General features: G+C 72.9%; 23 protein-coding genes. 11 read left to right on the forward strand and 12 right to left on the reverse strand.

Features of this window, described 5'->3' with window-relative positions; all coding sequences use genetic code 11:
- Positions 1 to 8 precede the first annotated feature (8 nt).
- From BUE48_RS18535 to BUE48_RS18545, 3 genes are all read right to left on the reverse strand, one after another.
- Positions 9 to 1,061: a YlbL family protein gene (locus tag BUE48_RS18535; protein WP_012854044.1), complete on the reverse strand. Its 1,053-nt coding sequence runs from the start codon at positions 1,059 to 1,061 to the stop codon at positions 9 to 11.
- A gap of 83 nt (positions 1,062 to 1,144) precedes the next feature.
- On the reverse strand, positions 1,145 to 1,567 hold the full coding sequence (locus BUE48_RS18540) for a molybdenum cofactor biosynthesis protein MoaE (RefSeq protein ID WP_012854045.1): 423 nt from the start codon (positions 1,565 to 1,567) through the stop codon (positions 1,145 to 1,147).
- A gap of 6 nt (positions 1,568 to 1,573) precedes the next feature.
- A complete protein-coding gene (locus BUE48_RS18545) occupies positions 1,574 to 2,128 on the reverse strand; it encodes a PPA1309 family protein (protein WP_041440046.1) in 555 nt (184 codons plus the stop codon).
- 131 nt (positions 2,129 to 2,259) lie between these two features.
- Here BUE48_RS18545 and BUE48_RS18550 point away from each other — a divergent pair, with 131 nt between their 5' ends.
- Positions 2,260 to 5,166 carry a UPF0182 family membrane protein gene (locus tag BUE48_RS18550; RefSeq protein ID WP_012854047.1) on the forward strand — a complete coding sequence of 969 codons (2,907 nt, stop codon included), beginning with the start codon at positions 2,260 to 2,262 and terminating at the stop codon, positions 5,164 to 5,166.
- Positions 5,167 to 5,408: 242 nt separating this feature from the next.
- Here the strand turns inward: BUE48_RS18550 and BUE48_RS18555 are convergent, their stop codons facing one another.
- Positions 5,409 to 6,539 carry an NAD-dependent epimerase/dehydratase family protein gene (locus tag BUE48_RS18555; protein WP_286990634.1) on the reverse strand — a complete coding sequence of 377 codons (1,131 nt, stop codon included), beginning with the start codon at positions 6,537 to 6,539 and terminating at the stop codon, positions 5,409 to 5,411.
- Between the two features lie 88 nt (positions 6,540 to 6,627).
- On the opposite strand from BUE48_RS18555, the gene BUE48_RS18560 reads away from it, so the two are divergent.
- Genes BUE48_RS18560 through BUE48_RS18570 form a run of 3 tightly spaced genes read left to right on the forward strand, consistent with a single transcriptional unit; the run spans position 6,628 to position 8,854 of the window.
- Entirely contained in the window at positions 6,628 to 7,998 is a 1,371-nt protein-coding gene (locus tag BUE48_RS18560; protein WP_012854049.1) for a zinc-dependent metalloprotease, read from the forward strand.
- Complete coding sequence (locus BUE48_RS18565; protein ID WP_012854050.1) at positions 7,995 to 8,279, forward strand: hypothetical protein; 285 nt, start codon at positions 7,995 to 7,997, stop codon at positions 8,277 to 8,279. The genes BUE48_RS18560 and BUE48_RS18565 overlap by 4 nt, the downstream gene beginning before the upstream one ends.
- Positions 8,280 to 8,338: 59 nt before the next feature.
- Positions 8,339 to 8,854, forward strand: a complete 516-nt coding sequence (locus BUE48_RS18570) for an NUDIX hydrolase (protein ID WP_286990844.1) — start codon at positions 8,339 to 8,341, stop codon at positions 8,852 to 8,854.
- Positions 8,855 to 8,859: 5 nt separating this feature from the next.
- Here BUE48_RS18570 and BUE48_RS18575 read toward each other — a convergent pair whose 3' ends face one another.
- Both BUE48_RS18575 and BUE48_RS18580 read right to left on the reverse strand, forming a co-directional pair.
- Positions 8,860 to 9,498: a DUF2064 domain-containing protein gene (locus BUE48_RS18575; protein ID WP_286990635.1), complete on the reverse strand. Its 639-nt coding sequence runs from the start codon at positions 9,496 to 9,498 to the stop codon at positions 8,860 to 8,862.
- Positions 9,495 to 10,019 (reverse strand): M48 metallopeptidase family protein, encoded by a 525-nt coding sequence (locus BUE48_RS18580; RefSeq protein ID WP_012854053.1) that lies wholly within the window; start codon positions 10,017 to 10,019, stop codon positions 9,495 to 9,497. Before BUE48_RS18580 ends, BUE48_RS18575 begins: the two co-directional genes overlap by 4 nt.
- Positions 10,020 to 10,306: 287 nt before the next feature.
- Between BUE48_RS18580 and BUE48_RS18585 the strand changes: the two genes are divergently transcribed.
- Positions 10,307 to 10,648: a hypothetical protein gene (locus BUE48_RS18585; RefSeq protein ID WP_148233056.1), complete on the forward strand. Its 342-nt coding sequence runs from the start codon at positions 10,307 to 10,309 to the stop codon at positions 10,646 to 10,648.
- Between the two features lie 185 nt (positions 10,649 to 10,833).
- On the forward strand, positions 10,834 to 12,174 hold the full coding sequence (locus BUE48_RS18590; RefSeq protein ID WP_286990636.1) for an ABC1 kinase family protein: 1,341 nt from the start codon (positions 10,834 to 10,836) through the stop codon (positions 12,172 to 12,174).
- Positions 12,175 to 12,736: 562 nt separating this feature from the next.
- On the opposite strand, the gene BUE48_RS18595 is transcribed toward BUE48_RS18590, so the two are convergent.
- The 4 genes from BUE48_RS18595 to BUE48_RS18610 form a co-directional block, all read right to left on the reverse strand.
- Complete coding sequence (locus BUE48_RS18595; RefSeq protein WP_041440054.1) at positions 12,737 to 13,006, reverse strand: WhiB family transcriptional regulator; 270 nt, start codon at positions 13,004 to 13,006, stop codon at positions 12,737 to 12,739.
- Positions 13,007 to 13,127: 121 nt separating this feature from the next.
- Positions 13,128 to 13,571 (reverse strand): hypothetical protein, encoded by a 444-nt coding sequence (locus BUE48_RS18600; RefSeq protein ID WP_286990637.1) that lies wholly within the window; start codon positions 13,569 to 13,571, stop codon positions 13,128 to 13,130.
- Positions 13,572 to 13,607: 36 nt separating this feature from the next.
- Entirely contained in the window at positions 13,608 to 14,492 is an 885-nt protein-coding gene (locus BUE48_RS18605; protein WP_012854059.1) for an acyl-CoA thioesterase, read from the reverse strand.
- Between the two features lie 216 nt (positions 14,493 to 14,708).
- Complete coding sequence (locus BUE48_RS18610) at positions 14,709 to 16,817, reverse strand: ATP-dependent helicase (RefSeq protein ID WP_012854060.1); 2,109 nt, start codon at positions 16,815 to 16,817, stop codon at positions 14,709 to 14,711.
- A gap of 247 nt (positions 16,818 to 17,064) precedes the next feature.
- On the opposite strand from BUE48_RS18610, the gene BUE48_RS18615 reads away from it, so the two are divergent.
- Positions 17,065 to 17,346, forward strand: coding sequence for a mycoredoxin (locus BUE48_RS18615; protein ID WP_012854061.1), 282 nt, complete (start codon positions 17,065 to 17,067; stop codon positions 17,344 to 17,346).
- 49 nt (positions 17,347 to 17,395) lie between these two features.
- Here the strand turns inward: BUE48_RS18615 and nudC are convergent, their stop codons facing one another.
- The gene (gene nudC, locus BUE48_RS18620) at positions 17,396 to 18,307 is read right to left on the reverse strand and encodes an NAD(+) diphosphatase (RefSeq protein ID WP_286990638.1); all 912 of its coding nucleotides are present in this window, start codon (positions 18,305 to 18,307) and stop codon (positions 17,396 to 17,398) included.
- 117 nt (positions 18,308 to 18,424) lie between these two features.
- On the opposite strand from nudC, the gene BUE48_RS18625 reads away from it, so the two are divergent.
- Positions 18,425 to 18,718 (forward strand): DUF4031 domain-containing protein, encoded by a 294-nt coding sequence (locus BUE48_RS18625; RefSeq protein ID WP_012854063.1) that lies wholly within the window; start codon positions 18,425 to 18,427, stop codon positions 18,716 to 18,718.
- On the opposite strand, the gene BUE48_RS18630 is transcribed toward BUE48_RS18625, so the two are convergent.
- Positions 18,687 to 19,310: an HD domain-containing protein gene (locus BUE48_RS18630; protein WP_012854064.1), complete on the reverse strand. Its 624-nt coding sequence runs from the start codon at positions 19,308 to 19,310 to the stop codon at positions 18,687 to 18,689. The genes BUE48_RS18625 and BUE48_RS18630 overlap by 32 nt on opposite strands.
- A gap of 165 nt (positions 19,311 to 19,475) precedes the next feature.
- On the opposite strand from BUE48_RS18630, the gene BUE48_RS18635 reads away from it, so the two are divergent.
- From BUE48_RS18635 to BUE48_RS18645, 3 genes are read left to right on the forward strand one after another with little or no spacing between them, the layout of a single operon-like run.
- Positions 19,476 to 20,642 carry an ATP-grasp domain-containing protein gene (locus BUE48_RS18635; protein WP_012854065.1) on the forward strand — a complete coding sequence of 389 codons (1,167 nt, stop codon included), beginning with the start codon at positions 19,476 to 19,478 and terminating at the stop codon, positions 20,640 to 20,642.
- Positions 20,639 to 22,330, forward strand: coding sequence for an IucA/IucC family protein (locus tag BUE48_RS18640; RefSeq protein WP_286990639.1), 1,692 nt, complete (start codon positions 20,639 to 20,641; stop codon positions 22,328 to 22,330). Before BUE48_RS18635 ends, BUE48_RS18640 begins: the two co-directional genes overlap by 4 nt.
- Before the next feature lie 3 nt (positions 22,331 to 22,333).
- On the forward strand, positions 22,334 to 24,133 hold the full coding sequence (locus tag BUE48_RS18645) for an IucA/IucC family protein (RefSeq protein ID WP_286990640.1): 1,800 nt from the start codon (positions 22,334 to 22,336) through the stop codon (positions 24,131 to 24,133).
- The last annotated feature ends 4 nt before the right edge of the window (positions 24,134 to 24,137 follow it).

The raw sequence follows: 24,137 nt of genomic DNA on the forward strand, positions 1-24,137 counted from the left end.
AATCGTTTTCAGTTCCGGGGGCAGGAGGGGACCTCTCCCTGGCCGGTGCGCAGGGCGTCCAGGGCCTTGATGGCCCCGTCCAGGGTTTCCACGCGCACCAGCCGCAGTCCCTTGGGGGCGGCGGGCACGGCGTCGCCGCAGTTGTCGGCGGGGGTGAGGAAGATGGTGGCGCCCGCCTGCCGGGCGGCGATCATCTTCTGCTGGATGCCGCCGATCGGCCCGACCCGCCCCTCGGGGGTGATGGTGCCGGTGCCGGCGACGAACTTGCCGCCGGTCAGCGGGCCGGGGGTGAGCTTGTCCACGATGGCCAGGGAGAACATCAGCCCGGCGCTGGGGCCGCCGACGTCGCCGACGGTGATGGTGACCTTGAACGGGAAGCGGTAGTCCTGGCCCAGCAGCACGCCGACGACGGCGCGCTTGCCGTCGGAGGAGGCCACGGTGGTGACGGTGACGTCCTGCTGCTTTCCGCCGCGCACCACGGTGAGGGTGACCTTGTCGCCGGGTTTGCGGGAGCCCATCTCGGTGGTGACGGCCTCGACCCCGGTGACCTTGCGGCCGTCCACGGCCACGATCTCATCGCCGGGCCGCAGCAGCCCCTCGGCGGGCATGCCCGCTTGCACCGAGTCGACCAGGACCCGGGTGCCGATCGGGATCTTGAGCTGGTTGAGCGCCGCGGCCACGGCGTTGCTCTGGGAGTCGGCCATCTGCCGGGTGTTCTCCCGCTCGACGTCCTTGACCGACTCGTTCTTGGGGAAGATGGTCTCTTCGGGGACGATCGCGGTCTCATCGTCCAGCCAGCCGCGCAGCGCGGTGAGCAGGTCGATGCGGTTGCCGGGGCCGCCCCGGTAGGCGACCGTGGTGAAGTTGAGGTGACCGCCGTCCTCGTAGACCCGCCGCCCGTCGATGAGGATGCGGGGCTTGCCGTCTTCGGTCTTGTCCAGCGTGTTGTAGGTCGGGCCGGGGGTCAGCGCCACGTACGGCACCGGCAGCAGCACCCCGACGATTCCGAGCACCAAGATCAACGCGCTGGCGACGACCAGCGTGGCGGCACGGCGAGACATGCGCCAAGGCTATCCGGCGGTAGGTACCGGCATGCCCGGCTGAGCCCGGTTACCCGGCCTTCGCCCTCCTGTCAGGGCCGCTGTCAGCACGCGCCCACCCACTCGTCGGTCCCGTCGGCGAAGAACTGATGCTTCCAGATGGGGACCTGGGCCTTCAGGTCGTCGATCAGGCGGCGGCAGGCGGCGAACGCCTCGGCGCGGTGCGGGCAGGACACCGCCACCACCACCGCCAGGTCGCCGACCCGCAGGTCGCCGACCCGGTGCACGGCGGCCATGGCGCGCACCGGGAAGTCGGAGGCGACCTTCTCCATGACCGCGCGCAGCTCCCGTTCCGCCGTGGGGTGGGCGCTGTAGGACAGGCGGGTGACGGGACGGTCGTGGTCGTGGTCGCGGACGGTGCCGACGAACAGCGCGGTGCCGCCGGCGGAGTCGTCGCCGACGGCGGCGAAGACCTCGTCCACCGACAGGGGGGTCTGGCGGATGCCGGCGAGACGGATGACGTCCACGGGAAGCTACCTCCGTTCGGCCTGTTCCGGCTCCTCCGGCAGGTCGGGCTCCAAGGTGGCGGCCAGCTGGTCGGCCAGGGCGGGCACCAGGTCCGGCCCCGACAGGACCTCCTCGTCGGTGTCGTGGCGGCGCACCCGCAGCACCGAATGCCGCTCCCCGTCGCGCAGGACGCCCACCACGATGCGCACGTCGTCGTGCCGCGGGTGGGAGGCGGCCCACTCCAGGGCGGCGGCCTCGTCCTCGGGCATCTCCTCCTCCACGTCGGGAGGCAGGATGATCCGCTCGATCACCAGGGCGCAGCCGGCGACGGTCGGCGGCCAGGCGATGCGGGCCAGCGCCTCCTCGATGGAGTGCGAGTGCGGCAGCGCCTCCTGTTCCAGGACCACCAGGGTGTTCTCGTCCTCCGACAGGTGGAACCGCTCGGCCAGCGCCGGTTCCCGCCGCAGCAGTTCGGCACTCTCCACCAGCGCATACAGTCGTGGGGGGGCGTCCCACCCGGCCGCGGCCGCGTGGCGTTCCAGATCGAGGACGGCTTCTTCGAGCAGAGTCACGGGGTCCATCTTTCCCGCTTTGGGACGCGGACCGGAACGGGAACCCTGCTCTTCCTCGATAAGTTGCATATGAACACGGCGGCCCGGCCGCACGCCCCGAAGCGGAGGCCGCCGAGCCGAGCGACGAAGCGGAGGGACCCGTGACCTTCCGGACTCCCGGATTCAGCCGGCGGCTGGGTACCGGCCGGACTCGATTGCTGTTGCCCATATTGGCGACATTGGCCGCGCTGGTCGTGGCCTATCTGGTGTTCACCACCGTCTGGACCGACCTGCTGTGGTACCGGTCGGTCGGCTTCTCCTCCGTCTTCACCACACAGCTGTGGGCCAGGGTCGGCCTGTTCGTGGGGTCGGGCCTGCTGCTGGCACTGATCGTCGGTGCCAACATGGTGATCGCCTACCGGCTGCGGCCGTCTTACCGGCCGCTGTCGGTGGAGCAGCAGGGGCTGGAGCGCTACCGGGCCGCGGTGGACCCGCACCGCCGCCTGATCGGTTTCGGCATCGTGACCATGCTGGCGCTGCTGACCGGCTCGTCGATGGCCGGCCAGTGGCCGGTGTGGCTGGCGTTCGTGAACCGCACGCAGTTCGGCGTCAAGGACCCGCAGTTCGGCAAGGACGTCTCGTTCTACGTCTTCACCTACCCGTTCGCGCGGCTGGTGCTGGGCTTTTTGTTCGCCGCGGTGATCCTGTCGCTGCTGATGGCGCTGATGGTCCACTACCTGTACGGGGGGCTGCGGCTGCAGGGGCCCGGCGACAAGGCCAGCCCGCCGGCCAAGGCCCACCTGTCGGTGCTGGTGGGCCTGTTCGTGCTGCTCAAGGCGGCGGCGTACTGGTTCGACCGGTACGGGCTGGCCAACTCCGAACGCGGCGTGGTCAGCGGCCCCGGCTACACCGACCTGAACGCGGTGCTGCCGGCCAAGACGATCCTGGCGGTCATCGCGGTGATCTGCGCCGCGCTGTTCTTCGTCAACATCTGGCGGCGCGGGATGATGCTGCCGGGGGTCGGGCTGTCGCTGATGGTGGTGGCGGCGATCCTGCTCGGCGGCGTCTACCCGCTGCTGATCCAGCAGTTCCAGGTCAAGCCGGACGAGCTGGCCAAGGAACGGCAGTACATCCAGCGCAACATCGACGCCACCCGCCGCGCCTACGGGGTGGACAAGGCGGAGGTGATCCCCTACGGCGGGCAGCCCGAAAGCGACCCGGCCAAGCTGTCCTCCGAGGCGCGGGCGCTGACCGGGGTGCGGCTGCTGGACCCGAACGTGGTCGGCGAGACCTTCCAGCAGCTGCAGCAGGGCCGTAACTTCTACCGCTTCCCCGACACGCTGGATGTGGACCGCTACCAGATCGACGGCAAGACCAGGGACGTGGTGGTGGCCGTCCGCGAGCTGTCGGGCGCGCCGGCCGGGCAGCAGAGCTGGGTGAAGGACCGGCTGGTCTACACCCACGGCTACGGGTTCGTCTCCGGCTACGGCGAGCAGCTGGCCGGCAACGGCACCCCGCAGTGGGTGACCAAGGACATGCCGCCCACCGGCGAGCTGAAGATCGACAAGCCGCAGATCTACTTCGGGGAGCTGTCCAACAGCTACTCGATCGTCGGCGGCAAGGGCCAGCAGGAGCTGGACTACCCCGACGACAGCCCCGCCGGGCAGAAGAACACCACCTACACCGGCAAGGGCGGCGTGCCGGTGGACTCGCTGTTCAACCGGCTGCTGTTCGCCACCAAGTTCTCCGACCGCAACATCCTGCTGTCGGGGGCGATCAACGAGGGCGCCAAGATCCTCTACCACCGGACGCCGCGGGAGATGGTGCAGCGGGTGGCGCCCTGGCTGACGCTGGACGGCAACCCCTACCCGGCGGTGGTGAACGGCCGGATCGTGTGGATCCTGGACGGCTACACCACCTCCAACGGCTACCCGTACGCCGAGCGGATGAGCCTGGGCGACGCCACCCGCGACACCGTCACCGACACCCGTTCGGCGGTGGCCCGCCAGGCCAACGACCACATCAACTACATCCGCAACTCGATCAAGGCGACGGTGGACGCCTACGACGGGACGGTCCGGCTGTACCTGTGGGACGAGAACGACCCGGTGGCCAAGACCTGGATGAAGGTCTTCGACGGCACCGTGCTGCCCAAGAGCGCCATCTCCCCGGAGCTGATGCAGCACTTCCGCTACCCGCAGGACCTGTTCAAGGTGCAGCGGCAGGTGCTGGCGCGCTACCACGTGACCCAGGCCGACGCCTTCTACGGCGCGCAGGGCTTCTGGCAGGTGCCGCAGGACCCGACCTCGCCGGGCCGGGCCCAGCCGCCGTACTACCTGAGCCTGAAGCTGCCCGGTGACCAGAGCGCGCAGTTCTCGCTGACCACGGTGTTCAACCCGCGCGGCCGTCCCAACCTGGCGGCGTTCATGGCGGTGGACTCCACGCCCGGCCCCAACTACGGGCGGATCCGGATCCTGGAGCTGCCGCGCAACTCGCTGATCCAGGGCCCCGGCCAGATCCAGAACTCCTTCGAGGCCGACACCGCGGTCAAGGACGTGCTGTTCAAGCTGCGCCAGGGCGGCACCCGGACGGTGCCCGGCAACCTGCTGACGCTGCCGTTCGGCGGCGGGCTGCTGTATGTGGAGCCGATGTACGCCCAGGCGGCCGGCGGCTCGGAGCAGGAGCCCTACCCGGTGCTGCGGCAGGTGCTGGTGGCCTTCGGTGACAAGGTCGCCGCCGGCGACACCCTGGACGCGGCGCTGGAGCAGCTGTTCAAGGGCGGCGGCGCGGCCCCGCCGGCGCAGCAGGATGACGCCGAGCCGCCTTCCGGCGACGACCTGAACGCCGACGCCCGCCAGGCCCTGGCGGACGCCCAGCGGTACTTCCAGGAGGGCCAGGATGCGCTGAGCAAGTCGCCGCCGGACTGGGCGGCCTACGGCGAGGCGCAGCGGAAGCTGCAGGACGCGCTGAACCGCCTGGCCGAGGCCCAGCGGGCATCGGCCCAGCAGTCCCAGTCCTCCCCCAGCCCGTCCCCGTCCGGCTCGGCGAGCCCGTCCCCCGGGGAGTGAGGCCCAAGCGGCCGTGAAATGCGGAGACGGCCCCGACGCGCTGCCCGCGTCGGGGCCGTTTCCGTTTGAACGCCTCATGTCGCACAAGCGGCCCGCGCCACCGGTATGAACGTCGGCGCTGTGCCATGGGGCGTCCCGCAGCCACGCCACGCGAGCGGCTGCACCGCATGAGCGGCCCAACGCGCCATGGGGACGTCCGTGCCGCCGTCGCGTGAGCGGCTTGCGCCGGCGGGGCGGACGGGTCAGCGGCGGCGCCGGCGGGCGCGGCGGACGGCCGCGGCGGCGCCGATGACGGCGACGGTGGCGCCGGCGGCGGTGGCCATGGTGGCCTCCCTGCCGCCGAGCCGGCGGCCGGCCAGGGCGCGGCGGCCCGCGCTCTCCTCCAGCAGGGCGCGCAGCGCCGCGGCGTTGTCGTAGGCGGGCTTCCAGCCGGCGGAGCGGAGCGTGGCGCAGTCGACCACCCAGGGGTAGGCGACGTAGTGCAGGTCGGTGGCGGGCGCCGGGGTCAGGCCCAGCCGGTGCAGCCGCTGGGCGGTGCCGAAGGTCACCGCGGCGGGCAGCTCCAGGTGCCGCCTGCCGGTGATCTCCTCGACCTCCGCCATCTCCAGCCAGCCGTCGCTGCCGACCGCCACCACCGCGGGGGGACGGCCCGGCGCGGGACGGCCGGGCGCGGCGGACGGTCCCGCCGCCAGCGCGCCGACGGCGACCTGTTCCAGCGCGGCGGCCAGGTCCTCGATGTGGCAGAACTGCCAGCGGGGCGCGCAGCCTTTGACGGCCAGCAGGCGCGGTGCCTCAAAGTGCCGGGTCACCACCGTGTCCACGCCGGGCCCGGCCAGCGCGGCGGGGCGGACCACGGTGACCGCCAGGCCGGGGTGGGTGCGCGCCGCCTGGGCGGCCGTCTCCTCCATCTCCAGGTAGTCGCCGACGATGCCGAAGTCGGCCTCGGCTCTCGGCGGCGCGTCCTCGGGCAGGGGGACCGGGTTGTCCGGCGCCGCCCCGTACACCATCGCGCTGGTCACCAGCACCACGTGCCGCACCCGGGCGGCGGCGCACGCCGTCACCACCGTCTGGGCGCCCCGCACGTTGTAGGTGCGGCGTTCGCGCGGGTCGGTGTCGGGCGAGCCGTCCACGTCGGTGTGGACCAGCACGTCCACGTCGGCCAGCCGGCTGAACAACAGCGGGTCCCGCACGTCGGCCACCCGCCACAGCACCCCGGGCGCGTCCCCCCGGCTGCCGTCGATCGCCACGACCTTGCGCACCCGGCCGCCGGCGGCCAGGCGGCGGGCCAGCAGGCGGCCGACTCCGGTGGCCGCGCCGGTGACGGCGACGACCGGGGCCGTGCTACGCCGAGGGCGAACCTTTCCACTTGTCAAGGTCAGCGCCCCCTTCCTGAGTACGCCTCGTTGCCAGGACCGGCTAACGTGGCCGTATGGTCCCATCATGCCGCTTGGGGGCGAGACGATGAGTGATCTGCCCTTCGGCTTCAACCGGCCGGGTGACGAGGGCGACGACTCCTCGTCCGGCAAGCCGACCGATCCCTTCTCCGCCTTGGGCGGGGACATGCGGCAGTTCGCCGACATGCTGCGCCAGTTCGCCGACATGATCCAAAGCAGCGCTCCCGGCGCGGGCGGCACCGGGCCGCTGAACTGGGATCTGGCCAAGAACATCGCCCGTCACACGGTGGCCGGGCAAGGAGATCCCGCCGTCGTGGACGCCGAGCGCAAGCAGGTGATCGAGGCGCTGCGGCTGGCCGATCTGTGGCTGGACGAGGGCACCGTGATCCCCGCCGGCATCCGCACCCCGGAGGCCTGGAGCCGTTCGGAGTGGATCGAGCGGACGCTGCCGGTGTGGTCGACGATCTGCGACCCGATCGCCGCCCGGATGGTGGAGTCGATGGGCGGCGCCCTCAGCGGCGGCATCGGCGGCCCCATCCCCGAGGAGATGCAGGCCATGGCCGGCCCCTTGATCAGCATGGTCAAGCAGATGGCCGGGGCGATGGTCGGCGGGCAGGCCGGGCAGGCGCTGGGCGCGCTGGCCCGGGAGGTGGTCGGCTCCTCCGACATCGGGCTGCCGCTGGCCCCCGCGGGGGTGGGCGCGCTGCTGCCGGCCGGGGTGGCGGCCTTCGGCGAGGGCCTGGAGGTGGACGCCGAGGAGGTCCGGCTGTACCTGGCGCTGCGGGAGGCCGCCCACCAGCGGCTGTTCGCGCACGTGCCGTGGTTGCGCGCGCATGTGCTGGGCGCGGTGGAGGACTACGCCCGCGGCATCACCGTGGACCTGTCGGGCATCGAGCGGGCCATGACGGGGCTGGACCTGTCCGATCCGGAGGCGCTGCAGCGGGCGCTGGGCGGGGAGATCTCGCTGCAGCCGGAGGAGACCCCCCAGCAGAAGGCGGCGCTGCTGCGGCTGGAGACGGCGCTGGCGCTGATCGAGGGCTGGGTGGACACGGTGGTCAACGGCGTGGCCGAGGGGCGGCTGCCCAACACGGTCAAGCTGGCCGAGGCGGTGCGGCGCCGCCGCGCCACCGGCGGGCCGGCCGAGCGCACCTTCGCCACGCTGGTCGGCCTGGAGCTGCGGCCCCGGCGGCTGCGCGAGGCCGGTGCGCTGTGGCGGGCGCTGACCGAGGCCCGCGGCCATGAGGGGCGGGACGAGGTGTGGACGCACCCCGACCTGATGCCCACCGCCGACGACCTGGACGACCCGGACGGCTTCGTGCACGGCCGGGCGGAGAGTTCGGGGCTGTCGGACCTGGATCTGTCCAAGCTCACCGACGCTTCCGGCGAGGCGGACGGCGACGAGCCGGACGGCTCGGGCGACCGTCCGGAGGGGTCTTGAGCGTCTGGAGCGCGCACTGCGCGCTCAGCCGCCGTTTCGACGTCCACCGGCCGCCGCGCCGCCGGCCGCCGGGTTCCGGCAACGTCTGCCCGGGCTCGGCCGGGGCCGGCCGGACGTCCCTTCCCGGTGCCGGCACGGCCCGCCCGTTGCGCGGTGAGTGGCCGGAGGCGCCGTTCGCCGCACCCCGGCACGCCCCGATCCGGATCATGGCCGGGGCCGTCCGCTGGGAGCGCCCGCACGACCAGGAGCGCCGCCGGCGCCGGCTGATCGGAGAGGCGTGACGGCGCAGTCGCCGCGGCGCCCCCGCGGCCGGGAGGGCGGCGCCCTGCACGCGGACGCGGTGCGGGTGCTGGAGGGCTGGCGGGCGCCGGATGCCGCGCAGGAGCACTTGCGCCGGGAGTTCCTGCGGCATCTGGCGGCCCACCCCGATGGGGTGTGGCGCGAGTGCGTGCCGGGTCACATCACCGCCAGCACGGTGGTGCTGGACTCCTCCGGCTCCCAGGTGCTGCTGACCCTGCACCACAAGCACCGGCTGTGGTTGCAGCTGGGCGGGCACTGCGAGCCGGGCGATGAGTCGCTGGCCGCCGCCGCGCTGCGGGAGGCCACCGAGGAGTCGGGGATCGCCGGGCTGCGGCTGCTGGAGGATCCGGTGCAGCTCGGCCGGCACCGGGTCCACTGCCACCCGCAGGGCTCCTACCACCTGGATGTGCAGTACGTGGCGATCGCCCCGCCTCGGGCCCGGCACCGCATCAGCGCCGAGTCCGTCGATCTGCGCTGGTTCCCGGTGGACTCGCTGCCCGACCTCACCGACGACTTCGTCCGCGCTCTGGTGGCCTGCGCCGTCGCCGCTTTGTGACGGGCTCAAAGCGGCAGGCCGGGCAGGGGGTGGCCGGAGAGCAGGGCGCGGGTGTTCTCCCAGCCTTCCAGGCCGGGGTCCAAATACTCCAGGTCGGCGGGGGTGCGCAGGCGGTGCCAGGCGGGGGTGCGGCGGACCAGGCCGGCCCGGGGCGCGGCGGCGGTGAGGCGTGCCAGGGCGTCGGGGGCCTCCAGGGTGAGGCCGAGCGCCGGCAGCGTCTCGGTGAGCCAGGCGGGGGCCGGCAGCCGGACGGCCAGGGCGACCAGCCCGCCGCCGGTGGCGGGGCAGGCGGCGGCCGCGGCGCGGCCGAGGGCGCGCAGCAGCTTGCCGATCAGCAGGGGCGGCAGGTCGGGGGCGTCGGGGGCGACGAGCACGGCCTGGTCGGCTCCGCGTTCGGCCAGGGCGCGCAGGGCGGCGTCCGGGTCTTCCGCGTGCAGGATCGCGGTGCCCGGCCAGGTGACGTCCTCGGCGTCCGGCGGGTATGCGGGGTGCCGGATCAGGGCGGGGGTGAGCAGTTCGAGCCCGGCCACGACCTCGTAGACGTCCTCCAGCATGGCCAGGCGCAGCTTGCCGGGGTCGATGCCGGGCGGGGCGGGGTCGGCGGGGGACGGCATCGCCAGGACGGCGGCGAAGCGGGTGGTCACCCGGTGGCCTCCCGGCCGGCGTCGCGTTCGGGTTGCCGGGCGGTGGCGGGAGGTTCGTCGAAGGCGCTGATGGGCAGGTTGGCCGCCGCGGCCACGCCTTCCAGATAGCCGCGGGCCCGTTCGGCCTTGGGGTAGTTGGCCACCAGCTTCCAAAAGTGGGCGTTGTGGCCGGGGACGAGCAGGTGCGCCAGCTCGTGGATCAGCACGTAGTCGACCACCCAGGCGGGCATGCCGCGCAGCCTGCTGGACAGCCGGATGGTGCCGTCGTCGGGGGTGCACGAGCCCCAGCGGGTGCGCTGGTTGTCCACCCAGCGCACGCTGGAGGGGTTGGCCCGTCCGTCCAGGTAGCGCCGGGACAGCTCGCGCGCCCGGTTCAGCAGCGCCGCGTCGCTGGGGCGCCGGCGGCGTTCCCGTTCGGCCAGCCGTTCCAGGATGGTGGCCACCCAGTGTTCCGCCTCGGCCTCCGACAGCCGAGAAGGCAGCAGCACCACGGTCTTGTCTCCGTCTCGGTAGGCGGACACGGTCCGCCTGCGCCGGGCGCTGCGGCGAACCTCGACATTGGGGGGAGGCACACCTAGACGGTACCCAAGTTTTTGCTTTCTCCACAGGGGGGCATCCCTGTTTTACCTGGTCAGGAACGTGGATTTAACACATCCCCAGTTGTGTCCACAGCCGAGAGGCCTGTTGTCCACAGGTTTCACCCAGCTTGTCCACAAGTTATCCACAGGGTGCGGAGGGTCCATCCCGTCCCACGAGTCTCGCCGGTCACCCAAAGAGGCTTCCGTGAGCGCTTGATCGGGTACTCACCGTGACAGTCGAGCTTCGGGGGTTTGCGATGAGCCGGGACGGCGGGAGGAACGACGGCGGCGCGGCGGGCGCCCGGTGGCCGCTGGGCGCACGGATCGCGGCCGGCGCCCTCGGCGCGTTGAGCGGCGGGCTGGCCGGCCAGGCCGTGCGGAAGGCCGCACGGCGATGGGGGATTCCGGCCGGGTCGATGATCCGGGTCATCGAGATCACCGCACCGGTGGTGATGTCCCTGGCGGCCGGCCGGCTCGCCGAGCGCGGCGCCGCCTTGCGGAGCGGCGGCCCGAGCCGTGCCGGCGACCGGCCGCTCCCCCGGCGTCCTTCGGCGACGGCGGCCGGGAGCTGACGCCGGGCCGTCCCTCACCGCCGGCGAAAGCAGCCGCCGCGCGCGCCGTCAAGTGCCCGCCCACCAGGGTGAGAAAGTACACACTTACGTCCTTTGGCCTGGTAGACAGGGGTGGCAGCGGATTTTCTCAGGATTCCTTTGGCCTCACTGTGGCAGGAATGACATCGATACCTGACAATGGGCGGGTGAGTGATCTCCCCCGCCGCGCGGTGACGCGGTCAGCCAAGCTCGCGTCGCTGCCCCTCGGTTTCGCCGGACGTGCAGCGCTCGGCGTCGGGAAGCGGACGCTGGGCAAGCCCGCCGAGATGGTCGCGCTGGAAATCCAGCAGCGCACCGCCGAGCAGCTGTTCAAGGTGCTCGGCGAGCTCAAGGGCGGCGCCATGAAGCTGGGCCAGATGCTGTCCATCTTCGAGGCCGCACTGCCGCCCGAGATCGCCGGCCCCTACCGCGCCACCCTCACCAAGCTGCAGGAGGCCGCCCCGCCGCTGCCGGCCTCCACCGTCCACAAGGTGCTGGCCGAAGGGCTCGGCGAGGACTGGCGGGATCAGTTTCAGTCCTTCGACGACACCCCCGCCGCCGCGGCCTCCATCGGCCAGGTGCACCGGGCGGTCTGGAAGGACGGGCGCAAGGTCGCCGTCAAAATCCAGTACCCGGGCGCCGGCAAGGCGCTGATCAGCGACTTCAACCAGCTCGCCCGGCTGGGCAAGCTGTTTGCGGTGCTGATGCCGGGGCTGGAGATCAAGCCCATGCTGGCCGAGCTCAAAGAGCGGGTGATCGAGGAGCTCGACTACACCATCGAGGCCGAGTCGCAGAACGCCTTCGCCAAGGCGTACGCCGACGACCCGGACTTCTACATCCCCGAGGTGGTCGCCCAGGCCGGCAACGTGCTGGTGACCGAGTGGATCGACGGCACCCCGCTGTCGAAGATCATCAGCGACGGCACCCAGGAGGAGCGCAACCACGCCGCCCTGCTGTACTGCCGGTTCCTGCTGTCGGGGCCCAAGCGCACCGACATGCTGCACGGCGACCCGCACCCGGGCAACTTCCGCATCCTGCCCGACGGGCGGCTGGGCGTGCTGGACTTCGGCGCGGTCGACCGGATCCCCGGCGGCTTCCAGCGCCGGCTGGGCCTGCTGCTGCGGATCGGCACCATGGCCGAGATCGACGAGATCATGCAGGCGCTGCGGGAGGAGGACTTCATCCGCGAGGGCGTGGAGGTCGATCCCAAGGCGCTGGAGGCGTTCCTGGCCCCGATCACTGAGCCCTTCATCAACGAGACGTTCCGCTTCAACCGCGAGTGGCTGCGGATGATGGCCGCCAAGGTCACCGATCTGCGGCCCAGCAACGTGGTGCGCCAGCTCAACCTGCCCCCCGAGTACGTGATCATCCACCGGGTGCTGTCGGCCGGCACCGGGGTGCTGTGCCAGCTGGAATGCGAGATCCCGGCCCGGGCCGAGTGCCTGAAGTGGGTCCCGGGCTTCGCCGACGAGGAAGACGGCGACACCGACGACGAGCCGGCCGCCTGAACCGGCCGGATCCGGCCACGACGAGCGGGGCCCCGCCCCCCGGTGACGGAGGGGGCGGGGCCCCGTTGTCGGCGCGGGCCCGGCGAGGTAGGGGCACCGGGCGGCGCCGGCTCACCGGGAGGCGCCTCCCGCGAAACCATCCCGAAAGCGCGGGAGGAATCGGCCTGCTAACCGGTGAGCAGGATGCGGCGGACGCGGGCGTGGGCCTGCGCGGTGCGGCGGGCGCGCCGCAGGGCGCGCACCCGGGCCGCCGCCTGTGGATCGAGCGTCCCCGTCGCGGTCACGCCGGCGGCCCCGGCGGAAGGGCGCGGCGTACGAAGGGACGCGGACTGCCTGTCATGAGCCTGCTTGTCATGAGCCCGCTCGGGGGCGGGCGCCCGGTCGAGCAGCAGTTCTTTTCTCACCTGTGTGTCGTCCAGCCTCCGGGTGTTCCGTCATGTCGCGAAAGGCGCGCCGGCACGGACCTGGGCACGTTCCGGCGGAACCTCTCGGGGTGGTGGCCGCGGCCCCGCTTCCGGGGCCGCGGCGGTCGTTCACCGGCCCGTCCCCGCACCGGCGACCGTCAGACGGTCACCTCGGCGTTCTTGCGGGGACGGCCACGAGGACGCTTGCGGGCCACGATCTCGCCCTTGACGAACAGCTCGCCGCCCCACACGCCCCACGGCTCGCGGCGCTCGATGGCGCCGGCCAGGCAGGCCTTGCGGATCGGGCAGTCCCGGCACAGCGCCTTGGCCAGCTCGATGTCGGCGGGAGCCTCGGCGAAGAACAGCTCAGGCTCGGTCCGGCACGGAAGCGTGAGGTCCTCGTCGCTCATGGCGAGAGCCCCCTGCATCGCAGTCACCCTGGTTCCTCTCGTTGGTTCTCAACGGGTCGTTCGACGGGACTTGCGGCCAGAAACGAAGAGGCCGCGGATCCGGTGCCTGGATCCGCGGCCTGGGGGCCATGCCGGTCGTTTAAACCGGTTGCCTCCAGGAATACGGACCCGGCACGCCGCCATCGGCGGCGCCCATGCGGGCCGTAAGGGCGATCAGTTCAGCGGCGGTGCCTTCGCCGAAGACACTCCACCCCTGACGCTCGCCGACAACCTGCTGCAGCCGCACGTCGCACAGCGGCGCAAGACCGCCGTAGACCTGCCGCTTCCTGGCGTAGGGCTGATCGGCGCCCTTGTCGCCGCGTTCGATGGAGACGAACTCGGGCAGCGACGGGGGCATCAGCGCGGAGGACTCATGCGCAAAGTCGCTCCAGCCAGGACGCGGCGCGGTCCGGACCGGCTGCGATTTGCGCGTCATGCTGATCACCGGACTGCACACCACCTTCCTGGCTTCTTGGGCCTCGCGCACGAGCGCTCGGACGTTTGATTGCTCGGGCAGCAGACTACGTTCGCCGCCCGAAATCAATCAAGGCATTTTTGACCTGCGGTTTTGTGGGAGACTTCACCCAACTTCCGGGGCTTTGGAGGCGTCTGAGACCCGGACCATCCCTTCCTGCATCACCGACACCACCAACCGCCCGTCGGCGGTGAAGACCTGGCCGCGCGCCAATCCGCGGGCGCCGCCGGCGAACGGGGTGTCCTGGGCGTACAGCAGCCATTCGTCGGCGCGGAACGGCCCGTGGAACCACATGGCGTGGTCCAGGCTGGCCCCGATGGTCCTGCTGTCACCCCAGGCCAGGCCGTGCCGCAGCAGCACGGTGTCCAGCAGCGTCAGGTCCGAGGCGTAGGTCATCAGGCACAGGTGCAGCATCGGGTCGTCGGGCAGTTCGCCGTCCACTTTCAGCCACACCAGGGACCGGTCGGTCGCCAGTTTCGGGTCCCTGGCGGCCTCCCAGGTCATCGGGGTGACGTGCCGTACGTCGAAAGGATTGCGGCGGGTGAGTTTCTCGGCGGCCTCCTCGCCCCACAGCGCCGTCAGCCGCTCCTTGCCGGTGGGCAGGGTCTCCGGGTGGGGCGCCTCGGGCATGGGCGCCAGGTGCTCCGGCCCTTCCTCGGGCACTTGAAAAGACGCCGACAACGTGAAAATGGCCCGGCCGTGCTGGATGGCCGTCACCCGCCGGGTGGTGAAGGAGCGTCCATCGCGCACCCGGTCCACGGTGTAGACAATCGGCACCAGCGGGTCACCCGGCCGGATGAAATAGGCGTGCAGCGAATGCACCACCCGGTTGACCTGCACGGTGCGGCCCGCGGCGACCAGCGCTTGACCGGCCACCTGCCCGCCGAACACGCGCTGGCGGCGTTCCTGTGGGCTCCGCCCACGGAAAATGTCGTTTTCGATCTGCTCCAGGTCGAGCAGGTCCAGCAGTTCCTTCAACGACTCTTTCACGTGTCACCTACGGATTCGATGCCGGCCGACGAACGGGGGAAGGCCACCGCCCTGCGTGCGGGCGCGCCGCCTCGGATGTGACGCCGGGAAGGCGGCGAAAGTGCGCGGGATCCGTCCGGCCGGTCGCCGGGCCGATGCGCCGCGGATCTTTCTGCGTCCTTATGGTGCGGGCGAGCGGTGGCGTCCCCCGTCGTGCGGTGGATGACGTCAAGGCGGTCAGTCTGTCAGGCCGGGCGGTGTGGCCGGGGTCTCACCCCGGCACAACGCCAGTACCGCGTCGCCGTAGCGGATCAGCTTGGTGGCGCCGACCCCGGATATCCGGGCCAGCTGCTGCGGCGTTTCCGGGCGCTGCTCGGCGATGGCCTGCAGCGTCACGTCGGTGAATACCACATACGGCGGGATTCCCTGTTCTTCGGCGAGCGCGGCGCGCCACCGCTTGAGCGCCTCCAGCAGCTCCTCGTCGACGGCCGAGGGGCAGTCCTGGCAGCGGCCGAGCTTGCGTTCCAGCGCGGCGGTGAGCGGACGGCCGCATACCCGGCACGGCAGCGGCCCCTTGCCGGCACGGCGGCGGGGACGGCTCGCCGGCGCGGCCGGCGGGCCAAAGGTCTGCGGCCGCAGGCCCTCCAGGAAACGGGACGGGCTGCGGTTCTTGCGCCCGCCGGGGGCGCGGGAGAGCGCCCACGACAGCGTCAGGTGCTCGCGGGCGCGGGTGATGCCCACATACAGCAGCCGCCGTTCCTCTTCGATCTGCTCGGCGGTCTCGGCGTAGACGATCGGCAGCGTGCCCTCGGTCAGCCCGGCCAGGAACACCGCGTCCCACTCCAGGCCCTTGGCCGCGTGCAGGCTGGCCAGCGTGACGCCCTCCATGGTGGGGGCGTGCTGCAGGGCGGCCCGTTCCTCCAGTTCGGCCACGAACTGCGGCAGCGCGGCATCGGGGTCGGCGGCGGCGACGTCCTCGGCGAGGCGGACCAGCGCCGACAGCGACTCCCAGCGGGCGCGGGCGGCGCCGATTCCCTGCGGCGGCTGCTCGGTGAAGCCGACCCCGGCCAGCACGTGCCGGACGGTGGCCACCAGGCCCATCCCGTCGGTCTCGGCGTCGGCCCCGGCGCGGGCCGCGCCGCGCAGCCGCATCACCGCCTCGCGGACCTCCTGGCGTTCGAAGAACCGCTCGGCGCCGTGCAGCACCACCGGCACCCCGGCCGCCGCGAACGCCGCCTCGAAGTTCTCCGACTGGGCGTTGATGCGGTACAGCACGGCGATCTGAGAGGCGGGCACGCCCTCGTCGATCAGTTTGCGGGCGCGGCGGGCGATGTCGTCGGCCTCGGCGATCTCGTCGTCGTACTCGATGAACACCGGCTCGGGCCCGTCGGGGCGCTGGGAGACCAGCTCCAGCCTGTGGCGGCGGGCGGTCCGCCCGCGCGCCGCCCCGATCACCCCGTTGGCCAGGCGGACGACCTGCGGGCTGGAGCGGTAGTCCCGCACCAGCTTGATGACCCGGGCGCCGGGATGCTCGCGGGTGAAGTCCAGCAGGTATTGGGGGGTGGCGCCGGTGAAGGAGTAAATGGTCTGGTTGGGGTCGCCGACCACGCACAGCTCCTCGCGGCCGCCCAGCCAGGCGTCCAGCAGCAGTTTCTGCAGCGGGTTGACGTCCTGGTACTCGTCCACCACGAAGTAGCGGTACTGGTCGTGGACCTGCCGGGCGACCTCGGGGTACTCGGTGAGCATCGCGGCGGTCAGCTCCAGGATGCCCTCGAAGTCCAGCAGGTTGCGCTCGCGGCGCAGCTGCTCGTACACGGCGTAGACGCGGGCCACGTCGATCACGTCGGCGGGGGGTTTGCGGCCGGTCCGCTCGACGCCGGCGACGTAGTCCTCGGGGCGGTGCTGGGTGACCTTGGCCCATTCGATCTCGGCGGCGATGTCGCGCAGCTCGGTGCGCCCGTACGACAGCCGGCAGGCCCGGGCGGCCTCGGCGACCAGGGCGATCTTGGATTCGACGACGCGGGGCGGCTCGCCGCCGATCACCTTCGGCCAAAAGTAGGTGAGCTGGCGCAGCGCGGCGGCGTGAAAGGTGCGGGCCTGCACGCCGGGGGCGCCCAGCTGCCGCAGCCGCCCGCGCAGCTCCCCGGCCGCGCGGGTGGTGAACGTCACGGCCAGCACCCGCTGCGGCGCCACCACCCCCGTCAAGACGGCGTAGGCGATCCGGTGGGTGATGGCGCGGGTCTTGCCGGTGCCGGCGCCGGCCAGCACGCACACCGGGCCGCGCACCGCCTCGGCGACGGCGCGCTGCTCGGGGTCCAGTCCCGCCAGGACCTCATCGGCCTCCATGCTCATCGCTCACCCGCCCGTCACCTTCGTCAGCCGAGGCCGTTTCCTTCCCAGTGGTCCATCCTCGCACCACCGGCGCACCGCACCGAGCGGAATGTCCGGAGGTCAACGGCGGTTGATAATGCCCGAACAGGCTGAATCGTTTTTCAGCGCACGCCCCGCGGGCGGTCTTCAGCGCAAGACCCGGCCGCCGGGCGGGCGCTGAAAAAGGTTCATCGCACGCGACAGTGAAGGAGACCGGGCACCGATGGCGAACCCCGCGAGCACGCCGGACGGACGGCCGACCATGTACACCACGTCCTGGTGCGGGTTCTGCAGGCGGCTCAAGGCTCAGCTCGCCCGAGAAGGCATCTACCTGCGCGAGGTCGACATCGAGCGCGACCCGGAGGCCGCCGAGTTCGTGATGCGGGTCAACGGCGGCAACCAGACGGTCCCGACCCTGCTGTTCCCCGACGGCACGGTGATGACCAACCCGCCCGCCAAGAAGGTCAAGCAGCACCTGGAGTCCCTGGCGGCCTCCGGCAAGTGAGGCCGGCGGCGCGCCCTCCCCGGGGCGGGGGCGCGCCGCCGTACGGGCGTCAGCGGTGCTCCCACGAGTCCGGCAGCGGGCCGCCGTACCAGCGTTCGATGAGCTGGCGGGCGATGGAGACCCGGCCGGGCAGCATGATCTCTTTCTCTTCGAGGGCCCGCAGCAGCTGCGGGCGGGTGAACCAGCGGGCCTCGGCGATCTCCGCGGGGTCCGGGCGCAGCCGCCCGCCGTCGGCGGTGCGGCAGAAGAAGCCCAGCATCAGGCTCTGCGGCAGCGGCCAGGGCTGGCTGCCCAGGTAGGCGATCTCCCCGACGGCCAGGCCGACCTCCTCGCGGACCTCGCGGGCCACGGCCTGCTCCAGCGACTCGCCGGGCTCCACGAAACCGGCCAGCACCGACATCATCGGCTCCGGCCAGGCGGGGGCGCGGCCCAGCAGCAGCCGGTCGTGCTCGTCGCGGACGAGCATGATCACGGCCGGGTCCAGCCGGGGGAAGTGCTCAGAGCCGTCGGCGGAGCAGACGCGGGCGTAACCGGCTCTGGCCGGCCGGGTGGGCGCTCCGCAGCGCGGGCAGTGGGTGTGGGTGGCGTGCCAGTTGGCCAGCGCGACCGCCTGGGTGAGCAGCGCCGAGTCCCTGTCCCCCAGCACCGCGCCGACCCCGCGCAGCCCGGCGGCCCGGGCGCCCTCGATCGCCGGCAGCGGGCCGCAGACGGCGAAGTAGGCGGTCTGCTCGTCGTCGACGCCGAGCAGGTACCGCTCGCCCTCGGGGGCGGCCTGCGGCGCCAGCAGGATCAGCTCCGGGCGTTCCCCATCGCGCACCAGGGCCCGTCCGCGGTCGACCACCAGCACCCGGGTGGCCGGATCGGCCCACCGCCCGGCGAGCCAGCGCTCGTCCTCGCGCCGGTCGGCGACCCGGTCCAGGCCGCCGCGGGCCAGCGCCAGCCATTCCAGCGGAGCGTGCATCACCTGCGGTCCCTTCCGGCCGGGCGTCCCGTCTGCGGTCGCACGGTGCGCCCTGCCGCGTGCGGCGTTTTCCGTGGCACTCTAAAGGATCGACGTTCCGTCGCCGGGGAGCCCGCCTTGATCCTGATCGATCCGCCGCTGTGGCCGTTCCGTGGACGCGTGTGGTCGCACATGGTCAGCGACTCCTCCTATGAGGAGCTGCACGACTTCGCCGCCCGGCTGGGGGTGCCGCCGCGGGCGTTCGACCGCGACCACTACGACGTGCCCTCAGAGCTGTACCGGCGCGCGATCGAGCTGGGCGCCCGCCCCGTCGGCTGCCGGGAGCTGCTGGCCCGGCTCACCGCGGCCGGTCTGCGCCGTCCCAAGCGCCGCCGTCCGCTCACCGCCCAAGGGCCGACTCCAGCCGGCTGAGCTCCTGGTGCAGGTTGCGGCGGGCCCGGCGTTCGAAGCGCTCCCGGGCCGGCGGGGTGTGAAAGATCGTCGGCTTGGCCAGCAGGGAGCGCAGGATGTCGGCGCGGGCGGCGTTGAAGTGCTCTTCGGGGACGAAGGCGTACTCGCTGCGGACGGCGGCGGCGTAGGCGGCATAGCGCTCTGCGTCGGCGCCCAGGATGGCCAGGTCGGCGTCGCAGAGGACCTGCCCGTTGCGGTCGGCGGGGCCGGGGGTGTGGGTGGCGGTGAGGCGGACCAGGCGGGCGACCTCGGCGATGGCCTCCGGCGGCAGGTCGGTGTCGGCCAGGACCCGTTCGGCCTTGACCGCGCTGCGTTCTTCGTTGTCGCCGCGCCGGGGGTCGTAGACGGCGTCGTGGAACCAGGCGGCCAGGCGGACCAGGTCGGGGTCGTCGGCGTGGCCGGCCAGCTCGTCCACCAGGTCCAGGACCGCGACCAGGTGCTCGCGGGTGTGGTAGCGGCGGTGCTCTTCGCCGTAGCGGTCGGCCAGGTCGGCTCCGATGCGGCGGGTCTCTTCGCCGGCCAGCGCCACCCAGCGCGCGACAAGATCGTCCATAAGGCCCATCCTGCCGTGCGGATCAAAGGGTCCGACCGGCCGAAGGCGCGCAATTTTTCACCTCGGAACCGGCGACACAGGTGGGTTTCTTCCCGCGCTCGGGCCGGGCAGCCACTAGGGTAGCAGCGAGTTAGGCAAGGCTTACCTCACACGAAAGGCATAGCCTTGGACACCCGGCCCCATCTCGTCATCCTCGCCGGCAAGGTGACCGACTCGGTCACCTGCGGATTCCTGCCCGCCGCCGCCCGGCTCGGCCTGCGCGTCACCGTGCTGACCGACCGTCCCGCCGACCACCGGGGACGCTACGGCCCGGACGTGACGGTCACCGGCTGCCGGGTCACCGACTACCGGGAGGTGGTGGACGCGCTGTGCCGGTCGGATGAGCCGGTGCACGCGGTCTTCTCCAACAGCGACTTCCTGCAGGCCCCCGCCGCGCTGACGGCCGCCTACCTGGGCCTGCCGGGCAAGGACTGGCGGGCGGCCACCCGCGCCAAGAACAAGGCGCTGATGCGGCGCCACCTGGCGGAGATCGACCCGGTGTTCAGCGTGCAGGTCACCGACGAGGGCGTGCCGGAGGGCCCCTACCCGCTGGTGCTCAAACCCCGGGAGGGGGTGGCCAGCGAGGACGTGTTCCTGGTCGGCGACCCCGAGGAGCTGAAGGCCCGCTACGCGGAGATCCGCAAGCGGCGGGACGACCCGCTGGTGGCCGAGGAGTACCTGCCCGGCCGGCTCTACACCCTGGAAACCCTCGGAGACGGGGAACGGCTGCAGGTGCTGGGCTCCTTCCGCACCACGGTCTCCCCGCCGCGCTTCGCCGAGGAACGCCTGGAGTGGGCCCCCGTCCCGCCGGAGAGCGAGCAGATCCTCGCGCAGCTCAAAGCGCTGGGGGTGGGGTTCGGGGCCTGCCACACCGAGTTCGTGGTGCACGAGGGACGCGCCCACATCATCGAGGTCAACTACCGGATCATCGGCGACCACGCCGACTTCCTGCTGGCCGACCTGCTGCAGATCCCGGTGTTCGAGCGGGTGCTGCGCGTCCACCTGGGCGAGCCGCTGGGCGAACCGCCCGCCCGCCCCGCCGGCCACGCGGTGATCGACTCGGTGTTCGCCGACCGGCCGGGAGTGCTGCGCTCGGCCCCGGACCTCACCCGGTGGCGCGACGGCGAGGTGGATCTGGTCTACCGTCCCGTCCGGCGCGTGGGCGACACCATCACGCTGACCGGCACCAACCGCGACTACCTGGGCACCGTGCAGGCCATCGGCCCCGATGCGGCGGCGGTCGAGGCGGCGCTGGCGCGTTTCAAGGCCGGGCCGCACTGGGAGATCTCATGACCGCCGCCGATGCCCGCCTGGTGGAGTCCCTGCTGGCGGCGCGGGTGCTGGACGCCTTGCTGCAGGAGGACTACGGGGGCCTGCGCCGTTTCGCGGACGGCCGCGTGCTGCGCCTGCCCGGAGGTCCCGTGGTGCCGCTGCGGCGGCTGCCGGCGGACGCTCCCGCGCCACGCCCGGCGCAAGAGCCCGTCCCCGCGTCCCGGGCGGCCGCCGGGGAGCGCGACGCGCGGGCCGCCCGGCTCTCCCCGCCGCAGCGCCTCGCCCGGCCGGTGTCCGGGCCGTGGCCGGGATTCTTGTCGGAGACGTGCGTGGACCCGGACGCCGGGCTGCGCCTGGAGGAGGTGCTGGCGGCGGTCCGCCACGTGGCCGACCCGCGCGACGATGTGGCCTCCTTCGAGCAGGAGTGCCGCCAGGCCCTGGCCACGCTGCTGCTGCACCGGCAGATCCGGCCCGCGGTGCTGCGGCGGCTGCGGGGGGCCTCGCCGCTGGGCCCCGGCACGTTCTATGAGATCCCGGCCGCCTTCAACGACCACCCGGTCTACCCCACCGGCCGCTGCCGCGTCGGGCTCGGCCCCGACGACCTGCGGCGGTACGCGCCCGAGTGCGGCCCGGTGTTCGCGCTGCGCTGGACGGCGGTGCCGCGCGAGCGGGTGACGCTGGCCGGAAAGCGCCCCGCCTGGTGGCCGCGGCCGGCCGACGTCGGGCTGGCGGAGGACCTGGCCGGCACCCACGAGCTGCTGCCGCTGCATCCGCTCACCGGCGGCCACGAAACGGCCCCGCTGCCCTACCTGGAGGTGCGTCCCACGCTGTCGATGAGGACGGTGGTGGTGGACGGGCTGTCGCATCTGAAGGTGCCGCTGCCGACGAGCACGCTGGGGCTGCGCAACCGCCGCACGATCGTCCCCAGGACCCTGCACGACGGCGCGCTGGCCGAGCGGCTGCTGCGGCGGGTGCACGCCCGCGAGCCGCAGTTGCCGCTGCTGCTGGCCGACGAGCAGACCTACGGGCATGCGGGCGAGGCGACGCTGGGCTACCTGGTGCGGCGTTTCCCGCCCGAGACCGCCGCCGCCCATGTGATCCCGGTGGCGGCGCTGACGGCCGAGCACCCCGACGGCGGCGCGGTCATCGAACGCTGGGACGTGGCCGAGCTGTTCGCCGAGTACCTGGATGCGCTGTTCGCCATCAACGTGACCCTCTTCCGGTACGGGATCGCGTTGGAGGCCCACCAGCAGAACGTCTCCCTCGTCCTGGGCGCAGGGCCGCTCCGGCTGCTGCTGAAGGACAACGACGGCACGCTGGTGGACCCGCGGGCCCTGCCCGCCGAGATGGGCCCCTGCCGTTTCCTCGATGAGCGGATGACCGGCGGCGACCCGCACTCCCTGGCCCGGGTCTTCATCACCATCACCGTGCACCTGTGCGCCGGGGCGGTGGCGTTCGCGCTGGCCGAGCGGGGGCTGCTGCCGCTGCGCACCGGGCTGGCGCTGGTGCGGGACCGGCTGGCGGCGGCGCTCGGCGCGCACCCGGCCGACCGTTTCCTGCGCGCGCGCACGCTGGAGGCCGACCGCCTGCCCACCAAGGCGATGCTGACCGCCGGGACGCTGGTCGACAAGGCCCGCACCGGCGCCCGCGACATCAACAAGCACTACGGCCCCGACGGGCCCAACTACCTTCGCTACTTCCGGGACTGACTCGTGCTGCCGACCGGCTCTGCCGATCGCGTCCTGTCCGCCGACGACGCGACGGCCACCGCCCTGTTCAACTGCCTGGTGCGGGAGGTCTGCGCCCCCGACCACCAGGTGTGGCCCCGCGGGGGGCACCTGCTGATCCGGCTGCCCCGCCTGGATGTGCTGCTGCGCGCCCGGCTGGCCCGTCCCCCGCTGGGGTTCACCTACCGGCTGACCGCCCCCTACCAGGAGCTGCGCGCCGGCTCCGGGGAGTGGGCCGCCGTGGACTGGCGCCGCCTGGCCGAGCTGGTGGCCGGGGAGCTGGAGCTGGCCACCGGCCAGGCCAACCCGGAGTTCGTGGAGCAGGTCACCGCCAGCCACACCGCCTTGGCGGCGCTGCTGGCCGCCCGCGGCCCGGCCGCCCCTCCCCCGCCGCGCCGGCCGGCGGAGGACCGCGACGGCGTGCGGCCCTTCGCCCGGGGTTCCCGGCCCGCCCTGACGGAGGACGACAGGTGCGCGGTCTACCTGGCCTCGGAGCAGTCGCTGGTGGCCGGGCACCGGTTCCACCCCTCGCCCAAGGCCCGCCAGGGCAAACCGGAGGAGTGGCTGCCGTACGCGCCCGAGGCCGGGGCCCGGTTCCCGCTGCGCTGGCTGGCGGTGCGGGAGGAGGTGTTCGCCGAGGGCGGGGATGCGGCCGGGTTCGCCGCGCTGGAGGCGCTGGCGCCCCCTCCCCCGCCCGGGCACCGGCTGCTCCCGGCCCACCCCTGGCAGCTTTCGCTGCTGGCCGGCCGGCCGGTGCTGCGCCGGGCGCTGGAGTCGGGGCTGCTGGTCGATCTGGGGCAGGGCGGGCCGGAGGCGGTGCCGACCTCCTCGGTGCGCACCCTGTACGTGCCCGCCGCCGACGTGTTCTGCAAGTTCAGCCTGGACATGCGCATCACCAACTGCGTGCGCAAGAACTCCTGGTACGAGCTGACCGGCGCGGTGACGCTGGACCGGCTGCTGCGCCCGGTGTTCGCCGAGCTGGGCGAGCGGTTCGGCGGCTGCCGGCTGCTGCCCGAACCGGCCTACCGCAGCGTCCATCTGGCCGACCGGCGGCTGCACGAAGGGCTGGGGGTGATCCTGCGCGGCGGGGTGCGGGCGCTGGCCGGCACTCCGCTGGTGGCCGCCGTGCTGGCCGACCCGTACGGCACCGGCCCGGTGTCGGTGGCGACGCTGCCGTGCACGGCGGACCCCGACGGCGCGCTGGCGTGGTGGGCGCGCTATGTGGCGCTGGTGGCCCCGCCCGCCCTGGACGCCTACCTCACCCACGGGGTGGTGCTGGAACCCCACCTGCAGAACGTGGTGGTGGCCGTGGACGAGACCGGCATGCCCACGCAGGCGGCCTTCCGCGACCTGGAGGGCACCAAGCTGGTGGCCGGCCGCTGGGACGCCGCCCTGGCCGGCCTGCCCGGCCGGGTCCGCGAGGCGCTGACCTACAGCGCCGAGCAGGGCTGGAACCGGGTGGTGTACTGCCTGCTGGTCAACCACCTGGCCGAGATCGCCGCCGCCGTCGCCGACCGGCACCCCCGCCTGGAGGCCGAGCTGTGGCGCGTGCTGCGCGAGTGCGTCGCCGACTACGCCCGCGGCCGCCCCGGCGACGCCCGGCTGCGGGCGCTGCTGGCGGGGGTGCCGCTGCCGGCCAAGGCCAACCTGCGGGTCCGCTGGTCCCGTTCGGCCGACCGCGCCGCCGGTTACATCCCGGTCCCCAACCCGCTCGGCACCGCGCCCCACGACCGGGCCGCGCCGCCGCGAACCCCGGCGGACGCGGAGTTGATCCGGCGCCGGTGAACGC

Source organism: Thermomonospora sp. CIF 1, from assembly GCF_001896795.1.
Lineage (GTDB): Bacteria > Actinomycetota > Actinomycetes > Streptosporangiales > Streptosporangiaceae > Thermomonospora > Thermomonospora curvata.

Bases quoted from the DNA above. Each gene is read 5' to 3' on its own strand.
- BUE48_RS18535 (WP_012854044.1), bottom strand. From the start codon at position 1,061: ATGTCTCGCCGTGCCGCCACGCTGGTCGTCGCCAGCGCGTTGATCTTG.
- BUE48_RS18545 (WP_041440046.1), bottom strand. From the start codon at position 2,128: ATGGACCCCGTGACTCTGCTCGAAGAAGCCGTCCTCGATCTGGAACGC.
- BUE48_RS18560 (WP_012854049.1), top strand. From the start codon at position 6,628: ATGAGTGATCTGCCCTTCGGCTTCAACCGGCCGGGTGACGAGGGCGAC.
- BUE48_RS18595 (WP_041440054.1), bottom strand. From the start codon at position 13,006: ATGCAGGGGGCTCTCGCCATGAGCGACGAGGACCTCACGCTTCCGTGC.
- BUE48_RS18610 (WP_012854060.1), bottom strand. From the start codon at position 16,817: ATGGAGGCCGATGAGGTCCTGGCGGGACTGGACCCCGAGCAGCGCGCC.
- BUE48_RS18615 (WP_012854061.1), top strand. From the start codon at position 17,065: ATGGCGAACCCCGCGAGCACGCCGGACGGACGGCCGACCATGTACACC.
- nudC (WP_286990638.1), bottom strand. From the start codon at position 18,307: ATGCACGCTCCGCTGGAATGGCTGGCGCTGGCCCGCGGCGGCCTGGAC.
- BUE48_RS18630 (WP_012854064.1), bottom strand. From the start codon at position 19,310: ATGGACGATCTTGTCGCGCGCTGGGTGGCGCTGGCCGGCGAAGAGACC.
- BUE48_RS18640 (WP_286990639.1), top strand. From the start codon at position 20,639: ATGACCGCCGCCGATGCCCGCCTGGTGGAGTCCCTGCTGGCGGCGCGG.